31 protein-coding genes are annotated in these 19,911 nt (G+C 39.2%); all 31 read right to left on the reverse strand.

Translation table 11 applies throughout. From position 1 onward, the window contains the following. Positions 1-6: 6 nt before the first annotated feature. The 31 genes from MKZ11_RS19840 to MKZ11_RS19990 all read right to left on the reverse strand — a co-directional run bounded on the left by MKZ11_RS19840 (position 7) and on the right by MKZ11_RS19990 (position 19,864). Positions 7-354, reverse strand: a complete 348-nt coding sequence (locus tag MKZ11_RS19840; protein ID WP_340796082.1) for a phage tail fiber protein — start codon at positions 352-354, stop codon at positions 7-9. Further along, on the reverse strand, positions 351-1,391 hold the full coding sequence (locus MKZ11_RS19845) for a baseplate J/gp47 family protein (RefSeq protein WP_340796083.1): 1,041 nt from the start codon (positions 1,389-1,391) through the stop codon (positions 351-353). Before MKZ11_RS19845 ends, MKZ11_RS19840 begins: the two co-directional genes overlap by 4 nt. Next, positions 1,392-1,832, reverse strand: coding sequence for a DUF2634 domain-containing protein (locus tag MKZ11_RS19850; protein WP_340796084.1), 441 nt, complete (start codon positions 1,830-1,832; stop codon positions 1,392-1,394). It lies immediately after the preceding gene. After that, positions 1,829-2,236 carry a DUF2577 family protein gene (locus MKZ11_RS19855; RefSeq protein WP_340796085.1) on the reverse strand — a complete coding sequence of 136 codons (408 nt, stop codon included), beginning with the start codon at positions 2,234-2,236 and terminating at the stop codon, positions 1,829-1,831. The genes MKZ11_RS19850 and MKZ11_RS19855 overlap by 4 nt, the downstream gene beginning before the upstream one ends. Beyond that, a complete protein-coding gene (locus MKZ11_RS19860; RefSeq protein ID WP_340796086.1) occupies positions 2,229-3,206 on the reverse strand; it encodes an XkdQ/YqbQ family protein in 978 nt (325 codons plus the stop codon). Before MKZ11_RS19860 ends, MKZ11_RS19855 begins: the two co-directional genes overlap by 8 nt. Beyond that, positions 3,206-3,787 carry a hypothetical protein gene (locus MKZ11_RS19865; protein WP_340796087.1) on the reverse strand — a complete coding sequence of 194 codons (582 nt, stop codon included), beginning with the start codon at positions 3,785-3,787 and terminating at the stop codon, positions 3,206-3,208. Before MKZ11_RS19865 ends, MKZ11_RS19860 begins: the two co-directional genes overlap by 1 nt. Before the next feature lie 11 nt (positions 3,788-3,798). Then, entirely contained in the window at positions 3,799-5,754 is a 1,956-nt protein-coding gene (locus tag MKZ11_RS19870; RefSeq protein WP_340796088.1) for a hypothetical protein, read from the reverse strand. A 188-nt stretch (positions 5,755-5,942) separates the two neighbouring features. Continuing rightward, positions 5,943-6,317, reverse strand: coding sequence for a phage tail assembly chaperone (locus MKZ11_RS19875; RefSeq protein WP_340796089.1), 375 nt, complete (start codon positions 6,315-6,317; stop codon positions 5,943-5,945). 16 nt (positions 6,318-6,333) lie between these two features. Continuing rightward, on the reverse strand, positions 6,334-6,771 hold the full coding sequence (locus MKZ11_RS19880; RefSeq protein ID WP_340796090.1) for a phage tail tube protein: 438 nt from the start codon (positions 6,769-6,771) through the stop codon (positions 6,334-6,336). Positions 6,772-6,788: 17 nt separating this feature from the next. Next, complete coding sequence (locus MKZ11_RS19885) at positions 6,789-7,859, reverse strand: phage tail sheath C-terminal domain-containing protein (protein ID WP_340796091.1); 1,071 nt, start codon at positions 7,857-7,859, stop codon at positions 6,789-6,791. Next, on the reverse strand, positions 7,856-8,302 hold the full coding sequence (locus MKZ11_RS19890) for a phage tail terminator family protein (RefSeq protein WP_340796092.1): 447 nt from the start codon (positions 8,300-8,302) through the stop codon (positions 7,856-7,858). The genes MKZ11_RS19885 and MKZ11_RS19890 overlap by 4 nt, the downstream gene beginning before the upstream one ends. Then, positions 8,299-8,721 carry an HK97 gp10 family phage protein gene (locus tag MKZ11_RS19895; protein ID WP_340797061.1) on the reverse strand — a complete coding sequence of 141 codons (423 nt, stop codon included), beginning with the start codon at positions 8,719-8,721 and terminating at the stop codon, positions 8,299-8,301. The genes MKZ11_RS19890 and MKZ11_RS19895 overlap by 4 nt, the downstream gene beginning before the upstream one ends. Further along, positions 8,721-9,098, reverse strand: coding sequence for a phage head closure protein (locus tag MKZ11_RS19900; protein WP_340796093.1), 378 nt, complete (start codon positions 9,096-9,098; stop codon positions 8,721-8,723). Before MKZ11_RS19900 ends, MKZ11_RS19895 begins: the two co-directional genes overlap by 1 nt. Further along, positions 9,085-9,390 carry a hypothetical protein gene (locus tag MKZ11_RS19905; protein ID WP_445327008.1) on the reverse strand — a complete coding sequence of 102 codons (306 nt, stop codon included), beginning with the start codon at positions 9,388-9,390 and terminating at the stop codon, positions 9,085-9,087. Before MKZ11_RS19905 ends, MKZ11_RS19900 begins: the two co-directional genes overlap by 14 nt. 12 nt (positions 9,391-9,402) lie before the next feature. After that, entirely contained in the window at positions 9,403-9,573 is a 171-nt protein-coding gene (locus MKZ11_RS19910) for a termination factor Rho (protein WP_340796095.1), read from the reverse strand. Between the two features lie 35 nt (positions 9,574-9,608). Next, on the reverse strand, positions 9,609-10,751 hold the full coding sequence (locus MKZ11_RS19915) for a phage major capsid protein (RefSeq protein WP_340796096.1): 1,143 nt from the start codon (positions 10,749-10,751) through the stop codon (positions 9,609-9,611). Between the two features lie 27 nt (positions 10,752-10,778). Beyond that, the gene (locus tag MKZ11_RS19920) at positions 10,779-11,561 is read right to left on the reverse strand and encodes a head maturation protease, ClpP-related (protein ID WP_340796097.1); all 783 of its coding nucleotides are present in this window, start codon (positions 11,559-11,561) and stop codon (positions 10,779-10,781) included. Next, complete coding sequence (locus MKZ11_RS19925; protein ID WP_340796098.1) at positions 11,558-12,706, reverse strand: phage portal protein; 1,149 nt, start codon at positions 12,704-12,706, stop codon at positions 11,558-11,560. Before MKZ11_RS19925 ends, MKZ11_RS19920 begins: the two co-directional genes overlap by 4 nt. A gap of 33 nt (positions 12,707-12,739) precedes the next feature. After that, on the reverse strand, positions 12,740-14,455 hold the full coding sequence (locus tag MKZ11_RS19930; protein WP_340796099.1) for a terminase TerL endonuclease subunit: 1,716 nt from the start codon (positions 14,453-14,455) through the stop codon (positions 12,740-12,742). A gap of 217 nt (positions 14,456-14,672) precedes the next feature. After that, positions 14,673-15,008 (reverse strand): HNH endonuclease signature motif containing protein, encoded by a 336-nt coding sequence (locus tag MKZ11_RS19935; RefSeq protein WP_340796100.1) that lies wholly within the window; start codon positions 15,006-15,008, stop codon positions 14,673-14,675. A 208-nt stretch (positions 15,009-15,216) separates the two neighbouring features. Beyond that, positions 15,217-15,444 carry a hypothetical protein gene (locus tag MKZ11_RS19940; RefSeq protein WP_340796101.1) on the reverse strand — a complete coding sequence of 76 codons (228 nt, stop codon included), beginning with the start codon at positions 15,442-15,444 and terminating at the stop codon, positions 15,217-15,219. Between the two features lie 264 nt (positions 15,445-15,708). Beyond that, a complete protein-coding gene (locus tag MKZ11_RS19945) occupies positions 15,709-16,134 on the reverse strand; it encodes a hypothetical protein (protein ID WP_340796102.1) in 426 nt (141 codons plus the stop codon). A 7-nt stretch (positions 16,135-16,141) separates the two neighbouring features. Further along, complete coding sequence (locus MKZ11_RS19950; RefSeq protein ID WP_340796103.1) at positions 16,142-16,273, reverse strand: hypothetical protein; 132 nt, start codon at positions 16,271-16,273, stop codon at positions 16,142-16,144. Further along, positions 16,270-16,572: a MazG-like family protein gene (locus tag MKZ11_RS19955; protein WP_340796104.1), complete on the reverse strand. Its 303-nt coding sequence runs from the start codon at positions 16,570-16,572 to the stop codon at positions 16,270-16,272. Before MKZ11_RS19955 ends, MKZ11_RS19950 begins: the two co-directional genes overlap by 4 nt. Then, positions 16,569-16,781 (reverse strand): hypothetical protein, encoded by a 213-nt coding sequence (locus MKZ11_RS19960; RefSeq protein WP_340796105.1) that lies wholly within the window; start codon positions 16,779-16,781, stop codon positions 16,569-16,571. The genes MKZ11_RS19955 and MKZ11_RS19960 overlap by 4 nt, the downstream gene beginning before the upstream one ends. After that, positions 16,781-17,506 (reverse strand): sigma-70 family RNA polymerase sigma factor, encoded by a 726-nt coding sequence (locus MKZ11_RS19965; RefSeq protein ID WP_340796106.1) that lies wholly within the window; start codon positions 17,504-17,506, stop codon positions 16,781-16,783. The genes MKZ11_RS19960 and MKZ11_RS19965 overlap by 1 nt, the downstream gene beginning before the upstream one ends. After that, positions 17,499-17,837 carry a hypothetical protein gene (locus MKZ11_RS19970; RefSeq protein WP_340796107.1) on the reverse strand — a complete coding sequence of 113 codons (339 nt, stop codon included), beginning with the start codon at positions 17,835-17,837 and terminating at the stop codon, positions 17,499-17,501. The genes MKZ11_RS19965 and MKZ11_RS19970 overlap by 8 nt, the downstream gene beginning before the upstream one ends. Before the next feature lie 143 nt (positions 17,838-17,980). Then, positions 17,981-18,322, reverse strand: coding sequence for a hypothetical protein (locus tag MKZ11_RS19975; protein WP_340796108.1), 342 nt, complete (start codon positions 18,320-18,322; stop codon positions 17,981-17,983). 385 nt (positions 18,323-18,707) lie between these two features. Next, the gene (locus MKZ11_RS19980; protein WP_340796109.1) at positions 18,708-18,959 is read right to left on the reverse strand and encodes a hypothetical protein; all 252 of its coding nucleotides are present in this window, start codon (positions 18,957-18,959) and stop codon (positions 18,708-18,710) included. After that, on the reverse strand, positions 18,960-19,499 hold the full coding sequence (locus MKZ11_RS19985; protein ID WP_340796110.1) for an ERCC4 domain-containing protein: 540 nt from the start codon (positions 19,497-19,499) through the stop codon (positions 18,960-18,962). It abuts the gene before it with no gap. Continuing rightward, positions 19,496-19,864 (reverse strand): YopX family protein, encoded by a 369-nt coding sequence (locus tag MKZ11_RS19990; protein WP_340796111.1) that lies wholly within the window; start codon positions 19,862-19,864, stop codon positions 19,496-19,498. Before MKZ11_RS19990 ends, MKZ11_RS19985 begins: the two co-directional genes overlap by 4 nt. Positions 19,865-19,911 lie beyond the last annotated feature (47 nt).

The following is a 19,911-nucleotide window of genomic DNA, read 5'->3' on the forward strand; positions in this document are numbered from 1 at the left end:
ACTCACCTACTTTAATCTGATTATCAGATAGTTTTTAGGTACTTTATACTGGCTAGAAACGTCAATCGTTTTAATAAACTCAGCGGGTGATTTAAATAATTGATTACCTACCGTCAACGCATCATAGACTGCTATTTGTGTGATGTCGCCCCATAGACTAGTAGCGATTGGGAATAGGATATCAACTTCATTCGTTGTTTGACCGTCCACAGGTGCGGTAAATGTTGCGGATTGCCTTGTGTAACCTACACTGACAACCTCTGTTTCACCTGCAAATAATGCAACGTAGACAGGCGTAGTCCGTAGGTTATCGGTCAAAACTTTATTCTTTAAATACACGCTCATATGATTCATTCGTTTATACCTCCCATAATTGCCACTTCTTCATTGCCAATCGGAATATTTGCAGTACCTAGATTGACGAGTAAGTTTTGATAATCTTGTACGCCCTCACTCGCAATGATTTCTGCACCAATTCTTGCATAACTGACAAACGTTGTTTTGAAAGCTAGTAAATTTAAATAGTCTGATACGTTCTTTTTGATCGTTGCGATTACGATAGGTTCAAGATAGTCAGGTAACAACGTTAATGCGACAGATATATTAACAGGAACACCAGTAGCACTTACCACCGTTACATCAGCCCCGAATGGTCGTTCTGTCTCAATATGGTCAAACACTTTCAATCGTAATTCATCGTCTGCAACCTGTTGATTACTGTCAATTATCACAACCTTTACAGTTAGTGGACCTGCCCACCTAGGAAGCACACGAACGCCACCAACTCCCACAACCTCTTTCGCCCATTGTTCGTAGTGAAATTTGTTTCCTGCTTTACCTGGACGTTGTAGTTTATCAAAATAGCGTTGCGTTAGATCTTCATCCGTTTCGGCTTCAAAACCGTTTGTTACTGGATTGGGATTGTATACGTCCACTAGCCCACTGATTGAAACAGGGAATCTGTTAATAGAATTGGTGGGGACATTTCCGATTACACCGAACGATTCAGCCTGTACCGATACCGTAACGCTACCCGATGTAGGCATCACCGCATCATCTAATACCGTGAAGTTTAATGAGTCAGTACCAACTAACATCCCTTTAGATATAACCGAACCTTCTGCTCCTGAAATAATAACCGTGGTGACTGACTTCGTTGCCAGTTTACGACTAATGCCAGTACGTGTGTAAACGAACCGCGAAAGTTCATCACCTTCAAGATTCTCGATGTCTATCAAGCTCTCGACATATTCTATTTCTTCTTGTAATATTGATGCTTCAATCGCTATCGCCATATTCGCATCCCAGATGAAATTGCCTGTGGACTTGTCCTGCTCGTCGTCCGTGTTATACATCATTCTTTCATGTATCTGTTGTTCGGTTTCAACCATTTAAATACTCACCTCCATGTCAAACGTGTTGTACATAGGTGATATGACTTTAAAGTTTATCCGCATCCATTTCCCATCACGCTCAAACTGCCAACCTTCCAGTCTGTTAATGTACGGACTAAGCAGCAGGGATTCAGTCACTTCTCTTGCGATTTCTGCTTCAATATAAGCGCGTGGTAAAGATGAACCAATTAGTGATTCAATGCTAGTACCATAAACGGTTTCCTCATAGATTCTAAAACGGAAACTCTCAGTCTTCATGATTTTCAATATCCACATTTTCAATGAATCTAATTCGAATAACTCCACTAGCTTTCCACCCCGCATAACAAAATCGCCTTTGTCAAAATCATAGAGAAATGTTTTACCGATGGGTTCCAATTCTTCTTCAAATTCTACTTCGCCAAACTCTAATTCCGTGATTTCTGGTAGGTTACTCATTCAAACTTCACCGCCTTGTCAATCACATAATACATTTGACTATCCATTACAGGTATCACGATAACCTCATCACCTATTGCTAGCGTGTCCGTCCACTGCATAAGGGTATCGACTTCTAATAGTTCAATCCCATGATTATGCGAACCAGCATTCATACCACCATCATTTTCTGTCGTGGTTAGCCCACAATCAGTATCGGTAAACTTAATCTTTCGTTCATATCCAGAAATTAAGTTAGATGCGAATATCAATTGTGTTTTATCAGGCGCAATCTTCGGACTTAACCGAATCACTGGATTAGGAGGTAGCGCTTCGACTATTCCAGTTGTGATTGAAGGCATTGTTTTGTTTTCATTGTTTTTAAACAACTTAGCCAGTTCCGTCAACCCATCTTTTTCAGCCATTCTGCACCTCCAAATTCAGTGACATCTTGTGTATACCGTTCTCGATACTGTGGTCTACATCTTTGATTAAATAAGTTCCGTCAATACCCGTTATCGGCTCAACCACTTTGAATAATCGTCCAGCGCGTACATTATCATCACCGATTAAATCAATGCTGATTTCTTCGGTCAGTTTGGACAATAGTTTTAGTTCATTTTCTGCAACTTCTTTAGCTGATTTCTTTTCTTCTTGATCCAGTGTAATAACCTTTTGAATCTTACCGTATTTTTTAATCATCACATCATCGTCTTTGTTTAGTACTATCTTGTCATTGTTCCCGACAACTTGTATAGAGTTCACCATGTCCGATATGCTCCGACTTCGACTAGGGTTCATAATTGCATCAGTGGCGTTATAACTTTTATCGCCTAATGTAAACTTAGCAGTGATTATTAAGTCCTTCTGTTTTTCAATAAAGAACTTACCCTGTCGCATTTCCATCAAATATTTTATACCTAATTTCTGTTCAGCTATTTCAAGTATTTCTTTAATAATGTCACTCGGTTTCTTACCAGGGAATATCTTTGTAATGGGTACGGGTATCGAAACAATGTTACCTATAGCAATGCCAAAGTCACCTAGTATCTTTCTAATACATTGGTCAGCAGCCATTTTACTAAACTGATAGGTCGATTCAGACTTATTTAGGTAAAACGCAAAATCAAAAGAAGTATAATCTACTGGACTTCTTCCACTTTTCTGTTCGTCCACAATAATACCCCTTGTGATTTCTTTACCTTCATTCTTTAGCATGACCATATCGCCTATGTCACATGGGTTTTTAGGGAAGAATTCAACATCGCTAAACGCAACATTGAATGATAACTCGTCCCCTAGTTCGTCCATATTACCGCGCCAACCAATTGAACCAACCAAAGGTGTAATGTTCGTCATTGTTGAGCCTTTTATAAGCCACAATTCATGTGCCATTAGTTCACCTTCTTTTGCAGTTCAAGAGGTTTCTTTTTAGGTTTCTTTTTAGGCTTCTTGACTACCTTTTTCTTTATAACCTTTTTCGCTTTTGGCTTCTTCTTTTCAACAGGAGTACCACTGTTCAGACTAGATTTAGTAATCTTTGTCTTACTTTCAGGAGATATTATTTTCTTCTGCAATTTGATATCTTTAAACTCTGATAATGAAAGTGAGTAATAAATATCACCTGAACCGTCTTGTGGTCCGTATTCAAAGTTATCAATGGCCGTGATCATATTAACGGGCGATCCAGTGACTACTAACCTCACACGCAATTTCCGTTCTATCCAACTCTCAATCATTTCGACATATTGCCACCGTGTATATTGATTGGATCGCGCAAATGAATATTCTTTGTTAGGGAAAAACGTTTCAATAGTGAGGTCTTTTAATCCGCGTTCACCCATCAGCTTGATATCCCCCTGATTAATAGTAGTAAACGTTTCATTTTTTACTGGACTATTAATCTTAAATTCACTGGGCACAATAGGAAGCTGAATGATTTCTTCGCGATTATTAACTGATAAAAAGATATCCATCATCCAACCTCCTATAAGTTTGCCAATCTGAGTTGAAGCATCGGTATTAATTCATTCACGATCTCACTTGTGGATTTGTTATAACCATCAATATTAATATTAACGTCGCCTTTAGGCATGTTCGTTATTGTTTGGACCAATTGCATTAATTGTTGAATTAAGTTTGGCAAATCTGCGTTCGGAACATTTTTTGTTTCATACGTCTTCTGCTGCACAACTCTCCCGATATTTCCTTCACTTCTTCTAGGTACACCACGATCAATATTGTCAATCGTCACGCCCTGTTTACGTAAATTCCTTGACTGCACAGCAGGAATAATCATTTCATCTTTATGAATATTAGCTGCCATGTCGCGTTTAACTCGGTTCGTCCCGACCGCAAATGATTCCATATTTCCTTTTATCGCCTTACCTGCATTCGCGGGTTGTGTGGCTTGTCCCCATTCCACTTTTGCGACTATCGGTATATTTACACCTGGTATTTTATTAATAACGCCTATCATGGTATTGATTTTCTCGATAATAAAATTAAGACTCTCTCCTGCAGCCGTTTTCACGACATTCCAAGCGTTGGAGAACCCTATTTGAATTCCCATCCATACTTCTTTTGTTTTGTCCCATAACGACTGCGCCCCTGCTTTCACAGTATCCCAATTTTGATACAATGCAATTCCGGCAGCAACTACAGCGCCGATTGCTATCACTACCCAACCAAAAGGAGACAGCGCGAGTGTACCATTTAGCAATCCTGCCGCAATCGTCGCAGCAGTGGTAACACCACTCCAAATTGTTGTGGCGACAGTTATAGCGACTACACCAATTTTGAATGCGGCAATCGATGCAGCTACCCCAGCAATAATTGGACTAATTAATGGCCAGTTATCAACAAAGAAGTTATACATTTCTTTTGCTTTATCAACTGCAGTTCCAATACCCTCTTTTAGTGCTGGGAATGCTACATCTTTCATCCAATTTAGTCCTGGTTGACTAGCAACATACATATTCACGATTGCGTCTTTAATTGCGGGAAGTGCAGTATCTTTTAGCCAAGCCAGGCCTGGTTGGATAGATGTGAACACTCCTTTTACAATACTACCGAATCTACTAAATCCAGCCGTGATTGCAACTGTATCTACTTTCCCCACCCACGCCGATAAACTCTGCATTCCTTTAACAACAGGTCCAAGTATCGGTTCACCTAGTTTTGACTTTAAAGTGTCAAATGTTGAACGCAAGTTACCTAATACGTTTTCAAGACCATCCGATTCTCTTGCTGCTTGACCTACCGCGCCGGATAACTTGTTTCCATCCTCGACCATTTGTAGCAACGTTAATTGCTTTTGCGACTCACCTAATTTTTTAAACGATTTACCATACAATTTATTGGCTGTTGCATTCCTGGTTGTTTCTGTCGCAGCTATACCTAACGCCGCATCATTTGCAAAATTTCCTTTTAGGAACGACTGCAAACTCGCGGACACGTCTTCAATGGATTTGTCATAGAACGCCGCACCATCAGCCGCCGCTAATGTTGCCCGCTTTGTTAATTCCAATGCACCCGCCGTATCCATGCCGGTTGTTTTAGCGAAAGCCGCCATTCCAAGGAAGCTTCCTTTCAACCTCTCCGGCAGGATACTAGTTTCTTTCGCCACATTAGCTAAACTTTTATTTGCTGCTGATTCGATGCCCGAGAATACTTGCTCAAATTGCGAGGACATTGCCTGTGCTGATGCCGCACTTTGAACCATATCCACACCAAGTTTTTTAATTGCGTTGATCCCCATGTAAGCCGCTGCCATTCCTACGACTCCCTTAGCGACACCGGCGAAGTTTGAAACGGCAGATTTTTTAAAACGACCAATCTGATTACCTGTCCTTCTGAGGTTCCGTTCCATGTCGGACATACCACTGTTAAAGTTGCTACTGTTCAGTCTTAATACTGCGGATATCACACGGTTTCCAGCCATTTATCTCACCGCCTATCATGAAAAAAAGAGAGGCTACACAGTCTCCTGTTTAGCGCTCTCCTCAAAATGTAAACTCATACTTGCCATCATGAATTGTTTTTGATCTAATGGTACATTCATCAAATAATCAAGCGTAAATCCTTTTTGCAAATAGTGATGAAGTAAATAAAAATCATCATCACTTTCAATTAGTTTTTTAAGTTTTTAACCACTGTTACATTGCTTTCAAAACCGGCTAATTTCAATCCTGCTTTAGCAATACCCGCAACAGTACCAGGGTCGAATATTTTAGTCACAATATCTATAGGCTCAGCACAACCGTATGCCTTTTGTAAATCTTTATCCTTTAAGTCCGGTTCAGTGACCATACTGTATACCAAGTATTCATCACTTTCTGATTCAAAGGCGTCTAGAACCGTTTGACGATCTGGTTGAACAATCGTCACGGTTGCATTTAGTTGCTCTAAATATAATTCTTCTGTACCTTCTTTTTTAACGAGATATTGTTCTTTTTTATCTATTAATTCTGCTAAAGTTAGTTTTTTCTTTTCGGTTTTAGTCATCATAATTCCCCCTAGTTTATGCTGCTTCGATTTGTTCAATAATGTCACATTCAGAGAAGTTAAATGGTAGCTCTTCAGTCATGAGAGTTTTCTGCTCGAATGCCATAGGTGAGAATTCGTTGAATGTTACCCCACCAAATGATGCGCGTTCTGCCCCGTATGCACCGGGATCATCCAACTTGGTTACAATCTTGATATCCGGTACAATACCTGTTTTAAGAATATCCGCCATTAACTTCGTACCACGGGAATATACTTTCTTCACCTCGATAGTACCTTCACCATTCCACCCTACTAATTTCTTGTGAGTCGCTAAATCTTCCGCCATGTTTACATCTTCATAGTCAAAAGATACCTTTGATTCGAATTTGTTAATGTCGAACCACTTTTCATTATTAACCCAAACAGAACCGAACGTACCGTTGACCTGTTTATTACTTTTTAACTTCGCCATTTAGTTCCCCTCCTTCTTCAGATAGCAATTTTCATGTCTAAATCTTCCATCGCGTCTACGATTTTCACGTTCGCACCAGCAAATACGTTACGTTTGAATGTACGTTTTCGTACTTCTTCATCTGACCATTCACTTGTATCTGTCCCGATTTCTTCCCATGCCAAACGTTGTGTTCGAACATCTACTTGTGATCTGTTATCAAAAGCAGGATCAAGAATTTCATCATCCGACAATCCTGCGAAATAAGCGTTAACAGAAGTGAAAAACAACACTTGATTGTCGTAAATGTTGTTTAACTTACCAACATAAAACTTGTCAAACGTCGTCCGAATATCATCCGAAATCATGTCCATAACTTCCACAATGCGAATAGACTTGAAATCTTCTGTCTTGCTGCCGGTGGTTGTTTTAAGGCTATTTACACCGCGACCAATTTTGATATTTTCACCGTCATTAATCAAAATCAATTCACCGTTATCAACCGCTGCGTCTGGATCTTCAATTTCTTTGATAGATTCCACTTCGGGGAATTCTAAATAAGTCGCTGAACGCGTGAACGGCAACCCTGCCAACGCTCCTGCGACGCGAGATGTGTATTGAGAAGTCGTGTACGTCTTACCTTCCGAAAGAAGTTCATCAGTCGTAAAGTTGATAATACCCTCATGGTCAGCAGTAGTAGCATTCGGCAATACAGCTTTAAACGTCTTCTTATCGTTATCGCGTTTCGATTTAACCCAAGTAACAATGTCAGTCACTTTCAATGCTTCAATGCCAGGAATTGCAAGGTAATTAAAGCGCTTATTGTTTAAACGCACTAAAGCGTCCGTATATTCAACAGTCTCAACTGGTAACACCTCGATAATAATCTTGCTTGGTGTACCCATAAATGCCTTCTTGATATAGTCTAGGTTTTCAGCAGACCATTCTACTGATTTGATATCCTCAATACTCTTATACGTCACTGTTTTGGCAGTTTGCACATCATCCTTTATGATTAATGCAACAATGCCTAGTTGACTACGTTTAATGGCTGTGACAGCTTTACCTATGAATTCTAATAAAATTTTAGGCAATCCCAATATAATCACTCCTTTTCATATTCAATATCTAATTTTTCCATTGGATCAAACGGTATTTCCGTTCCGTCCACATTCCAGGTAAATTCACGTCCATCATAAAACGCTAAATCAAACGAACAGTTTAAAACACCATCGACAATACCGGTGTCTATATCCTCCACATTGATTAACCTATCTTTAATAGCTAGTTTTAAATCAAAAATGTTTTCCAACGTTTCTTGCATTTCTAGCACTTCGATAGCGTACTTGTAACGATCTGTGGGGAAATAATAGATTTGTACACTCAATGATTTGTGGACTTGGTTCTCATCAGATGACCGAGCAATATTTAAAAACTCCACAAAAAAAGAAGGTCTATTAAAGCCCTCCGATACATCTTCACTATTCACTTCAATTCCGGTAGTTTTTAATTTGCGATTAACGGCTATTCGTAAATCTTTGTAAGTGATCATAGCTTCCCATCCCTTAGTAACTTATCCAACCATTCCTCAACCATCTTTTCGAATTGGCCGCTACTATCGAAGTTTTGCAAACCATGGTCCATGACTTTTTTTCCGGGAACAAAACCGATTTCACTACCACCTCTTACTAATCTATGACCATGCTCAATTAAATGGGCGTGTGGGGCGCTGTTAATAACCCGTACCACTATCTCACCATCTGCACCTTTAAATACCTTGCCTCGCTTGAATCGCTTGTGGTAGTCCCCTGAATCCTTTTTCACTCTACTGCGGGCTTCCTTTGCCACTACTGTCCGGGCTTTACTGCCGATTTTACGCATGAGTTGAAAAGATTCACGAGGAAGCCTATTCTGCGCGACATCCAACAAATCCTGTTGCAAGTTAGTTAGACCGCTCATGTCGAAATCCATCACGTTATCAACTCCTGACAGAAGATTTCAATTGTTTCTTTTCTAAAGTAAGGATCTAACGGATATTTAATTTCGAACCTATGGTTTTTAAAGAAAATTTGCATATCCTTTAATTTGTTAATATCGTCACCTACAATACTAGTTACAGAACTATAGCGAACAATAATTTTATGCGTAACGTTTGTCAAAATCGTATCAGCCGCTTGTTTTTGCAGACTTCCTGTTTGAGGGACGAGAGAAGCCCAAATGGTCTTGATCTTCATAAACCTATATGAAGTTTCTTCAAGCTCATTCGTGTACTTGACGTTCGCATAGATATCAATACGATCTCTTAAATCACCAGTATTAACTTTAGGTTTATACTTAAATGGTTGCATCCACATCACCTTCTAACACGATTTCTTCAAGCGCTTTTGAAATCCCTAACGATACGAGTTGTGATAAAAAGTTATCATTGAAATATTCAATAGCGTCATTGTAAGCATAGCGACTGCGCTCGAATACGAGTTCTTTAAATCGTTCGCTCGTATGCAAATCATATCCTCCACACTTATCGACTAAGTCCTCGATTGAAGATTTCAAAATACGAGTTAAATTTTTGTCTTCATCGTCGTTTAACTTCATTCGCTCTTTAAATTCAGCTAAAAGTTCTACTGTGATTTCATTCATCATTTAACCCACCTACTTCGCTTTTGGGGATTCCGCTTTTTTAATAAAAATCTGACCGTAAACATTATCTGTGGAAGACAATGTTTTAATACGAGTGGCCGTTTGCTTAGCTGCCGGGTAACTATCACCCTTGCGATAAAAATGACCGTCTCTATCCTTGAAATCTCGGACTACTTTATACATCGCTTTTCCTCCTCAAAAACGGAAACTCCTTAAAATCAAGGAGTAACCGGTAGTGTGTAGATAGCTGCAACTTTGTTATCGCGTGGCTTGCCAAATGCAAATGTTTTCGCAATGTGTAGATTGCAATCTTCCATAGCTAGTGTTTCTTTATACTCTGTTACTTCCACACCGCCGCCACGGTATGCATCGTAACGATCCGTTACAAATGCAATGACTTCACCAACTGTCGCAAATACTGACTCAATTAAAGTGAAGTTAAACGGCATTGCTGTGATGTACACGCCCAATGAATTTTGAGTAGTGAATTCCGCTTTCAAATCCCATGCATCCGATGGATTGATGATTAATGCAACCTTGCCCGATACGTTTAATTTTTTACCATTTGCTTTTTCTGATAAAAACTTGCCGATATTAGCAAATTCGCGAACCGTTGCTTTTGAATCAGCTAACGTCAATGCACCAGCAACAGCTTTTTTAGCGTGTCCGTTTGTTGGGTCAACGGCTACCACTAGGTCACGAACTAAACCGATTGGTTCATGTTTGATTGGACCTGCACCATTGATAACCGCACTTTCTAACGCTACTGCATATGTTTCTGTGATTTGCGCGCGTACATACGCTTCTACCCATGTTGGACCGAATTTAGCAAGGTCTTTTGGCAATACAACAAATGCCGTTAGTTTAGATTGTGCGATATTTTCTTGGCTGAATGCTGCATTCAATTGACCTTTGATGTCTCCGAAAATAGGTCCCCATACTGCAGCACCCTCATATTCAGATGTGATCGCTGTTAGTGTGATTGTACCAAGGTTTTGGAAGTTGATTACTGATAGTAATGGATGATCTGTTGTTAAATCGTCATAAATACGTTCAACAGTAGTCTCCGGTAGGATAACATCAGATGTAAAACCGTCTGATTGCACAACTGCATTAAAGAATTTTTGTTCTGCTGCAGTTAGGATGTTAGCGCCACGATTAGAAAGAATTGTTTGATCTAAATTTTGAGTAGCAACGTTATTCGTTACTTGTGTAGTTAGTGAATTCACTAGTGCATCTTGCATGTTTGACCACGCTGATTCAATTTGTTCCGGTGTAGATTCTTCGTTTTTTGATACGTTAGCATAGTTTAATTTTGCATTTTCGTACGCGTCTGTATGGTTAGTTAGTTTCATAGTCATTTATTATGACCTCCTGTTTTTTTTGTATTAAAAAAGGAATCCTTTACGCTTTGCCGATGTAACTGGCAATGGTTCAGGCTCCTCTTTTGAATTGTTTATCAATAGTTCTAACTGGCCTTGCATCGTGCCCATTTGCGCAACTAACTCCGAAATTCGCGTATCGTCTTCCACAGTTGATGCAGCGGGTACGGAAGATTTGTCTTTATTTCCTTTTATCATTTGACGTGCCTTTTCGACGGCCTCTTTAGGTAAAAGAGAAGCTGTCATACTAGCCGCTTTCGGCGCTACTTCATCAAACATAATCCCGTCTGCAAAACCATGTTCAACCGCTTGTTGAGCGTTTAAATAAGTTTCGTCATTCATCATTTGAAGAATTTCTTCTTGTGTTTTACCGGTTTTTAAAATGTACGCATTAGCGATTGCGCTATTGTAATTTTCAAGCACGCCAGCTTCTTTATGCATCACTCGATAATCGCCATCGACAATTCCAGATACGTTGTGAATCATAATTTGCCCTGTAGGCGCAACTAGCGTTTTATCACCACCCATCGCCACTAGTGAAGCAGCAGATGCGGCCATTGCATAAACTTTCGTGGTAATTTCACCTTCATATGCTTTAAGGTGTGTATATATCTCACTACCCGCATCAACATGTCCACCTGGTGAATTAATGATTATTTCGACTGGAGAACCGTCTGTTGGTAATTCATTCACAACATCGTCCACACTAGTGCATTCAATTCCGTACCAATCGTAAATTTCTTTATAATCATTAAATACGATTACACCTTTGATATTAATCCTCTTCATTCCGTTTTCTCACCTCCCTCCGATGAATGGTTAGCTTCAGTATAGTTTTTCGTGATGTAGTGCTTATCCATCGCCGGATCGTCAGATGGTTCCAAATCCATAAATTCACGCGCTTCATTTGGAGTCAAAACGCCACTAGCAACACCTTTATCCATTTTCAACAACTTATCTAACGGATCGTTGATGACGATTCCGCGCACTTCAATCTTACGTCCTGCTTGATATTCTTTTTTGCTGATCAATTTCACGTTTAATTCATCGGAAATCTTTTTCAAAAATGGACTATATGAAAATTTATCGTACGCTTTTAACGCCGTTTCATATTCGGACAAATCCCCACGAACTAACGCTACTGGAACACCAAGCAATTGCGCAACATGCTCCACGGCTTTATCAGAAATCTTTGTAATATCTTCAATAGAACGTCCACCGTTTGTGCCATCAGCCAATTCCGTATAATCGAAACCTTTAAGTTTCGGCACAATAGCAAATGCATTTTTCTTGAATGAGTTAAACATTTTATCAATAAATGATTGTAGCTTCGCTAAATTTTTATCGTCTAAACTTTGATTAGAATCAAGCCCGGCTAATGCACGAATTTGATTGGAATACATACTCGTTTGAATCATACGACTGAATAACTCGGTGTAATCTTCAAACATACCGTTCATGAATTTTGATAACTTTTCATTGTTGTACGTGATGTGGATTACTTCATCCATATTGAATGTACGAACAAATGTATAATCTTTAACAGTGACGTTTGAAAATACATCCGGAAGAACTGCATACTCTTTACGTGTAAATGAATCCGCAATAAGTAAATCGTTACTATCCGTTTTAATGACCAGTACCTCGTTATCGAAAATAGCACGGTATGCAAAGTTCTGCCAAAAGTCTGCAGCGGATTGGTCTGTATTTGGTCGCACGTTTAATAAGTAATCCCAATCATCATAGATACGTTTATTGTCTTGTGAAATACGGAATACTGATTGCGATACAGTACGTGCGATAAAACCGATACAGATATCTAATGCCATACTTTTTAAATAGGCCCTTTGTTCAATTTCGATTCCTGAAAAACTAAAATCATAAGATGACTCCAATGCTCGGTTCCTTTGAAAAATATCTTTTAACCAACTCAATTTCTCACCCCCTTTCCTTCCATCCACAGTTGATTAGAAGTCCAACATACCCAATGCGTCTAACGTGTCACTTACATCGAAATCCTCCAAGTCACGTGTCGCCCACATGCCATACAGAAACATCATGAATCCGTCCGTTTTACGTTTGACTGCTTCTTTCTTTTTGTAAACTTTGTTGCCATCTTTTTTAATCTCAACCAATACATTGTTGGTATACCAACGCATCAATGGATTGTCGCCAAATACAATTCGTTCTTCATCAAAGGCTAATTCAATTTTTGGAGATAATAACGCTGATGCCGCATCAGGATTTCGAATGACTTCAATTTCAAAACCTTCCGCTTCAAATAGAGGTCGCAATATTTCCATTCGGAAGTTATCGGCCACGATTTTTTTTATGTTATATCCGGCTTCGCGTTTTTTAACAAACCAATTCACAATAATGTATGGATCCATACTTTCTTTATCAAGCACAGTTAAAAGACCATCGTTTTCCCATTCACGGATTGGCGCGAATTTGCGATGGTCTTTCTTATTGTTACCTTCTGCTTTATCTCGACTATATGCATAATGCTTATCTGCAAATGGTTTACAGACGAATGAATGCGTTAATTCTTTTGGAATAATATACTTGTCATTTTTTAAAAATAATAACCCTGCAGCTACAAAATCCCGAATAGATGCGTAATCTAAGCAGCCAATGCACTCACGGCCTTTCAATGAATTCAAATCATATTCTTGATTAGTTGCTAATATTTTTACCCATGACGTTACATTCTTTTCAAGATCAACTTTTGGTAGATTCATTCGTTTTGTAATGAACTCTTCGTAACCAGATGGGTCGTTTTCTAGTTTGCGATATTGTTTTGTGACAACGCGCAATAAAGTTTTCGCATACGGCGATAAGGGTTTATGAAACATTGGATTTGCTTTCTCCCAATTATCGCTATTGTGCATTTCTTCCTCATCGTCCACAGTGCAGAGGAAGGGGAAAAGGGAGTCGTCACGAACACTTACTTTTCGCTCCAGGATGTTATTGGCGCGTTCTTTGATTTTGTCGATGAAACCATCACGAACGTACCCATCTGTGCCGAGATAAAACTGTCGAGAATCTTCAACTTTACCTAGACCAGATGCAAATACATCTACGATTGTCGAATCCTCATATTGATGAATCTCGTCGTAAATTACACAGCCATCACGCAATCCATCTTTCGTTCCTGCGTTCGAAGTATGAAATTGAAAGACTGACATCGTTTTATTATTTTCGATTGTCTCTTTGCGAACTTTGTAAGCTTCCTTGTATTCATCTTTGCTATTAAGTTTGTTATAAACTTCGGTAAATGACGTTTTGGCTTGTTTTTCGCTGTTGGCAACAATAGATACATTGTAATTATTGATACCGTGCAACTCACTAATAAAGAAGTCAGCAAGTACAGAAATGAATCCATTCTTACCAGCACCACGGGCCATGTATATTAAGAATTCATCAAAAACTAAAGTTTCGTCATCTGTATATCGCATGAAAACAAAGCATGAGATAAGCGTTTGAAATGGTTGCAAAGGAAAGTAACGATCATTTGCAAACTGAATAAACTTCTCAATCATTTCAACATCGAAGTACGCATCCTCCATCGTCAAAATATCTTTTTCCAACCATTCAATAAGCATGATTCGTTCTTTGTTTAGTGTTATTTTGCCATCTTGCCACGACTGAATATAATCGGTGACGTATTTGTGTGTTTCCATAGCGCCACCGCCTTTCAAGCGTTATTTGTTAGCACAAACAAGGCACTTTGTTAAAGTCGCTTAAACGAGCTTCAAAGTGCCTTTAATTGGATTTTACATAAAAATAATCCAGACAATTGGGTACCCACCCGGTCTAGACCTTTTTTAAAAAAATAAAAAAGTTTTTTCTGGGGGGATTTGAAAATAAAAAAATAAAATAAAAAATAAAATAATTATTTTACCACTTTTCATCATCCCATTTAACTTCCGCTGGCTGATACCTGTCATGAATAATATTGTGATGCCTTATGCAAATTGTAGTTACGTTATCTAATGTTGTTGCTAGTTCAGGATGCGTTTCGACTTCTTTTATGTGATGGACGTTCAATTGAATACTCTTTCGTTCGCCTTTAACCTTGACTGAATCTAAATGCACACGACCTTCAGCCTTACACATCTGGCACTCCCAGTTGTCACGCCTCAATGCTTGTAGTCGTATGCCTTGCTTACCGTTCCATGCAGCAGAGTTATAGAACTTCTTCTGTTGTGCCTTGGTTTTGTATTCAGCTTTCATACAATCACTCCTATCGATTGCATAAGGGAACAATCAACCCAGATAGTAGATCACTCATCCCTTCCGGCATATCGCCTATACGTTGACGTATCGAACAGCAAGAGTGACCACCACCTTTCATATGTATAAGAAAAAGCCACACCCGATTGGATGCAGACTTTATGTATTACTTATTTGATTTCTTCAATTGCTAAAAATCGATTCGTGACTAAGCTTTTTGACTATCCTTATAAACGAAGTACGCAGCACCCGTTATTGCAATAAAAAGCACACTTATAATTGCACCTTCGTAATTCGTAGTCATATTCTTCATTTCAATCAAAAACACAGATGCTAACGTCATAAGTATTGCTATTGATAATAGCCCCATATAAGTTTTATGGGTTATGCTCATATAACTAATTTTTTCAATTATAATTTCTTTTGTTATAACCATTTCTTCACCTCCCATCCATACTACTAATCATAATGTGAATGGAAATGATTGTCACTAACATGTTTTTGCAATAAGAAATCCACCCACACAGTTGCACACTATTTTCATAGCGTACATCGTGTAGATGGATTAAAAGAGGTAGGAAACTTATTCGTTAGCCGTTATCGAAGCAACTTACAATATCAATTTACCTCGTATTTATTCGAACTTATATGACCCTAGCAAGTTCGATGCATATCATTTGCATTAAATCATCATTATGTGTTACACGTAACCAATTAATCTAGCTGTATCGTTCAGTAATTCGTATCGTATTTTCAGCACCTTATAACGCGACATACCCAATTCGTAAGCTATATCCTCCCACTCCATGAAATCACGACTACTGCACCAGTAACGGTTATCTACGACATATCGCGTGTCATCGTCCGTTTCTTTGTGTAATTTTTCGACCACTCTAATGATGGTAGTTAAATTTTGATGCAGCTTATCTTCTATTAAACGGACTGCTAATTGTTCAGTAGGTTTGGATATCTGACGAACAGAATTACTGCCTCCACCGCTATTCTCGTCATCGGAGTTTTTACTCATTAATTCCCATTCACGAAACTTTAGTTGTTTGATATTTTCATTATAGTTTATCCAGTATTCCTCAAGCTTTTTGATGTCATGCCTGTTAAGTGTTCGCAAGATGTCATCACCTCATTTTCAGATACTTGTCATACTCTTCAAGCAACCTGCGATTACTCAATTCCCCTAGCGCTTCACGATTCCATATGGACCACATGAGCAGCCATTCAATGATTTCGTTGCGGTCTTCCACAGTCATGGTAGATCAGCAGCTTTGATGAACACACCGTTTACCATTTTCCCTTTACGATTTTTGATTTCCTCGTAAGCAGCTTCCACGCACTCCGTAATCGGATAGCCTAACTGCATCGCTAGAATCGTCATGACAACGAACATATCACCCAAAGCGTCCAACGTTTCAGCTGTGTCACTCCTTGCCATACCTGCGCACAGCTCCCCAAACTCTTCACCAAGTTTAAGCATTTGTTTATTCGGTTCTGCTGTGTGCAAATTCCGTTCTGTTGCCCATTGTTCAATATTTTTAATTAAATCATTCATTTCTTCCCCTCCACAGTCTTGTGTTTTAATACCGTTAAATAGACAATGTGATCAATCGATTCTTCAATAGCATGGTCAATCCATTCAATAGTTTCATAGCTGTCTGGATTAACAGTCTCGCCGTATTTTTCGACACCTTTATTCGTTTGCGTAATTAATTTATCAAGAACTTGTGTAAGAATAGAGTTTTTATTTATATGATTAACCATTAAATCACCACTTTCTTTTTTGATCCTCTTCGCGGTTCGATATATTCCACACCGTTTGAATAGGCTTCGTATTTACCCCGCATTTTTACTAAACTACGAGCGACTCTGTTTTGAGTGGAATCTAACAACCTAGCTGATTCTGTTTGACCGTATCCAGCTGATATGAGCTCCAAAACGCTCACTTCCCAATCTGACAGCGAAGCAATGAAGTCTTTAACAAATAGGTTCGTACCGTCCTGTAACCCCGTCAGCGAATCTCCTAGCGTTAAATTCTCACTATCTGAACCTAAAGGAGATTCCAATCTACCAGGGAAACGGTGCGTTAAGAATTCGAGGGCATACTTTACGTTTTTCTCTAACGCTCCGAGTTTCTCCGCGATTATTTGCGGGTTTTCTTTTCCTAGTTCTTCACGACGGATTGCATAGCCTAATTCTTTGATGCTCCTTGAATAATTCAAACCAATTTCGGGACCTCTTAGTGCGTTGTAGATAGTACCAGGAATATATTTAGATGCTAATGCTGAGAACAGTACTTCGTGACCTTCTTCATATCTGTCATAGGCTTTCAACAGCCCAATATTGCCCTCAGATACAACGTCACAATGTTCAAATCCAAGGGTGTACGCACGAGCCCTAACTTTTCTAGCTTGGCTATTAACATAAGCGGACCATTGACTGACGATGGATTCCTTTGTACGGAGTTCACCGTCGATGAGTTTAGCCATCGCGTTTACCTTCTAGGGCTTGACGGGCTTTTTCTCCATGATCTTGATTAATCAGAATAAGTGGCTCCCATTGATTAGTAGTATTCACGTTATAGTTTTCTTCTTTCGCATAAAACTCCAATGCTTCACGCAATCGATTGTTTTCATATTTCCTCTTTTCTAGTTCCATCAACATAGGGAGCGCCTTTGTTTTATACAATTCTTTTTCCAATTCTTGCGCCCTTTCAGCTTGTTCGATAAACCAATCAACATCGGCAGGCTGTAGATTGGGGCTACCTCCCTGCCAGTTGCTTTTAAACCGTTCCAACCGTTCCGCATTAGTTTCATTCATCCCCATCAACCTCCCTCTGAACCATCCCAGTACCATTACAGACCGCGCAAGACTCAGTTAGATACATACTTCCCCCGAGCGTTCCAACCCCCTTACAATCAGCGCACATAAGGGTTGATGGGCATGTTGGTATTTCATATGAGTTAGGCATTGGAATCACCATCCTCAAAATTGATAAACGTTTCAACCGGATAAACCCCTTCAATCTTTCCTCGGGCATACAGCTCATCCACAGTGATCATTTCCCCTTTATAAGGCACGACTGAAGACGGACGCATTACGATTATCGGACCGTCGTCTGTCATTAGAATGTCTTGGTGTTTGATTTTCCTAGTTACTACATCTGGTTGCTGTTTCGGCAATTCTATTGAAAACGACAACCTTGTAACCTCTCCATTTTTCAATCCGAGCCAATACGACAGCCCCGCTATTAATCCCACAGCAACGATAAACAGGAGTGATTCTGTTAGTGATATTTGAGTCATTTTGTAATTCTCCTTTTCAAAGTTTCATAGATTATGGTCCGAATTGTGGACCGTATTTTGGTCTGATTCGGACTACTACCTCATTTGGTCGTACTGCGACGTTAAAATATCCAACTAAATACTAGATAACCAATTGCACCTAATCCTAACAATGCCAGTGCTAATAATGAATAAGCCACTATCTCAAAAGTATAATCATTAGGTTTTGTATCTCGCATAATACCCCTCCTTAGTTCGCCGTATGTGTCTACTCAGCAACACCGATTATTTCGGGACAACCTTCCATCCTGCCTTTTTCATCCGTCTCAATTCCTTGCCGAAAAATACGTCGTACACATAAACAGGAAAACCATTCTCCCAACGAATCAACAACCATATTGGCCTATTATTCACTCGTTCTAACATTGGGTTTTCGGAGTACCGCACTATACACAGCACGAGTAAGTCCGCCATCATATTGTTTTCTACCTGGAAATTTCGCTTTAGATGTTCCTGTTTGATTTTGACGAATTTCATCTACGTTTTCATGAAGTTGATGGACTTTAAATCCCCGCAACTCCAAATCAGCAATACGATCATCACGTTCTTTTGCAGATGTGCAATTTATGATTGTTTGGAAATAAGGTTGAGTAATCATTTAGAAAGCACCTCGTTTCAAGTGTTCTCGCATTTGGTAATAGAAATGGTGATAGATGTAATTTCCGCTGTATAACTTGTCCAAGAAAACGATGGAAAAGTTGTAACGTGCTTCGAACGTTTTGAGTGTCCCGAGTAACGCTTTCGGCTCATATTTGGAACGGTATTTACCTTTTAGAATAGCTTCATATCCGTCTTTGTCCTCCACAATCAAGACAAATGGATTTTGGCTTGCACGGATCAATTCGTTTTCAAATGCTGTACGTGTATCCTTTTGCAAGTTACCTGTAATTTCATCAATATGAGCCTTTCTTTCTAGGCAACTATTCAAATACAAATCTCTTGGAATACCTAACTCTGGATTAGCAGGAATCATTGCTGAGTAGTCGCCAGTTTTAAGAGTTTGTATTTTTAATGGCACTTCTTTACTTCGCAAATACTCAAGGATATGACCATTTACGTTTTCACGAGTATCGACGACAATCGTCATTGACTTTAAAATCTTGTTCAATTCAGTTTCTGTATAGTGATAGCGAATCATTTGGTATCACCTAGCAATTCTGGGTTTTCGTGAATATTCCCGATGACTTCACCGTACGCAATCGCGTAGTCAGTTCTAACCCCACCCATTAAGAAACACGCATCTCTTTCCGACCATTCCACAATCAACAAGTCTCTAGTGGACACTTTCCATTTGTAATCTAATATGTCGCCCTCGTAAATCTCACGTCCATTTTTATCTTTTAAGCCTGTGTATTGCATGAATTTATAAGTTTTCCATTCATCCGAATCTTGATAACCTGTATGAAAAACAATGAATTCTAGAAATCCATTACCACCTACCAGACCTGTTTCATTGAATATCATTTCTTCACCTGTCCAAACACGAAACTTTAACTCTCTCATTCTGATTACCTCCCATTCTGACACGCCTAGACATGCCCTAGAATCGT

This window comes from Sporosarcina sp. FSL K6-1508, from assembly GCF_038007465.1.
GTDB lineage: Bacteria > Bacillota > Bacilli > Bacillales_A > Planococcaceae > Sporosarcina > Sporosarcina psychrophila_B.

Excerpts from the sequence above, each read along its gene's own strand:
- MKZ11_RS19840 (WP_340796082.1), bottom strand. The coding sequence starts at position 354 with ATGAATCATATGAGCGTGTATTTAAAGAATAAAGTTTTGACCGATAAC.
- MKZ11_RS19845 (WP_340796083.1), bottom strand. The coding sequence starts at position 1,391 with ATGGTTGAAACCGAACAACAGATACATGAAAGAATGATGTATAACACG.
- MKZ11_RS19850 (WP_340796084.1), bottom strand. The coding sequence starts at position 1,832 with ATGAGTAACCTACCAGAAATCACGGAATTAGAGTTTGGCGAAGTAGAA.
- MKZ11_RS19855 (WP_340796085.1), bottom strand. The coding sequence starts at position 2,236 with ATGGCTGAAAAAGATGGGTTGACGGAACTGGCTAAGTTGTTTAAAAAC.
- MKZ11_RS19860 (WP_340796086.1), bottom strand. The coding sequence starts at position 3,206 with ATGGCACATGAATTGTGGCTTATAAAAGGCTCAACAATGACGAACATT.
- MKZ11_RS19865 (WP_340796087.1), bottom strand. The coding sequence starts at position 3,787 with ATGGATATCTTTTTATCAGTTAATAATCGCGAAGAAATCATTCAGCTT.
- MKZ11_RS19870 (WP_340796088.1), bottom strand. The coding sequence starts at position 5,754 with ATGGCTGGAAACCGTGTGATATCCGCAGTATTAAGACTGAACAGTAGC.
- MKZ11_RS19875 (WP_340796089.1), bottom strand. The coding sequence starts at position 6,317 with ATGACTAAAACCGAAAAGAAAAAACTAACTTTAGCAGAATTAATAGAT.
- MKZ11_RS19880 (WP_340796090.1), bottom strand. The coding sequence starts at position 6,771 with ATGGCGAAGTTAAAAAGTAATAAACAGGTCAACGGTACGTTCGGTTCT.
- MKZ11_RS19890 (WP_340796092.1), bottom strand. The coding sequence starts at position 8,302 with ATGATCACTTACAAAGATTTACGAATAGCCGTTAATCGCAAATTAAAA.
- MKZ11_RS19895 (WP_340797061.1), bottom strand. The coding sequence starts at position 8,721 with ATGGATTTCGACATGAGCGGTCTAACTAACTTGCAACAGGATTTGTTG.
- MKZ11_RS19900 (WP_340796093.1), bottom strand. The coding sequence starts at position 9,098 with ATGCAACCATTTAAGTATAAACCTAAAGTTAATACTGGTGATTTAAGA.
- MKZ11_RS19905 (WP_445327008.1), bottom strand. The coding sequence starts at position 9,390 with ATGAATGAAATCACAGTAGAACTTTTAGCTGAATTTAAAGAGCGAATG.
- MKZ11_RS19910 (WP_340796095.1), bottom strand. The coding sequence starts at position 9,573 with ATGTATAAAGTAGTCCGAGATTTCAAGGATAGAGACGGTCATTTTTAT.
- MKZ11_RS19915 (WP_340796096.1), bottom strand. The coding sequence starts at position 10,751 with ATGACTATGAAACTAACTAACCATACAGACGCGTACGAAAATGCAAAA.
- MKZ11_RS19920 (WP_340796097.1), bottom strand. The coding sequence starts at position 11,561 with ATGAAGAGGATTAATATCAAAGGTGTAATCGTATTTAATGATTATAAA.
- MKZ11_RS19930 (WP_340796099.1), bottom strand. The coding sequence starts at position 14,455 with ATGGAAACACACAAATACGTCACCGATTATATTCAGTCGTGGCAAGAT.
- MKZ11_RS19935 (WP_340796100.1), bottom strand. The coding sequence starts at position 15,008 with ATGAAAGCTGAATACAAAACCAAGGCACAACAGAAGAAGTTCTATAAC.
- MKZ11_RS19940 (WP_340796101.1), bottom strand. The coding sequence starts at position 15,444 with ATGGTTATAACAAAAGAAATTATAATTGAAAAAATTAGTTATATGAGC.
- MKZ11_RS19950 (WP_340796103.1), bottom strand. The coding sequence starts at position 16,273 with ATGACTGTGGAAGACCGCAACGAAATCATTGAATGGCTGCTCATGTGG.
- MKZ11_RS19955 (WP_340796104.1), bottom strand. The coding sequence starts at position 16,572 with ATGAATGATTTAATTAAAAATATTGAACAATGGGCAACAGAACGGAAT.
- MKZ11_RS19960 (WP_340796105.1), bottom strand. The coding sequence starts at position 16,781 with ATGGTTAATCATATAAATAAAAACTCTATTCTTACACAAGTTCTTGAT.
- MKZ11_RS19965 (WP_340796106.1), bottom strand. The coding sequence starts at position 17,506 with ATGGCTAAACTCATCGACGGTGAACTCCGTACAAAGGAATCCATCGTC.
- MKZ11_RS19970 (WP_340796107.1), bottom strand. The coding sequence starts at position 17,837 with ATGAATGAAACTAATGCGGAACGGTTGGAACGGTTTAAAAGCAACTGG.
- MKZ11_RS19975 (WP_340796108.1), bottom strand. The coding sequence starts at position 18,322 with ATGACTCAAATATCACTAACAGAATCACTCCTGTTTATCGTTGCTGTG.
- MKZ11_RS19980 (WP_340796109.1), bottom strand. The coding sequence starts at position 18,959 with ATGATTACTCAACCTTATTTCCAAACAATCATAAATTGCACATCTGCA.
- MKZ11_RS19985 (WP_340796110.1), bottom strand. The coding sequence starts at position 19,499 with ATGATTCGCTATCACTATACAGAAACTGAATTGAACAAGATTTTAAAG.
- MKZ11_RS19990 (WP_340796111.1), bottom strand. The coding sequence starts at position 19,864 with ATGAGAGAGTTAAAGTTTCGTGTTTGGACAGGTGAAGAAATGATATTC.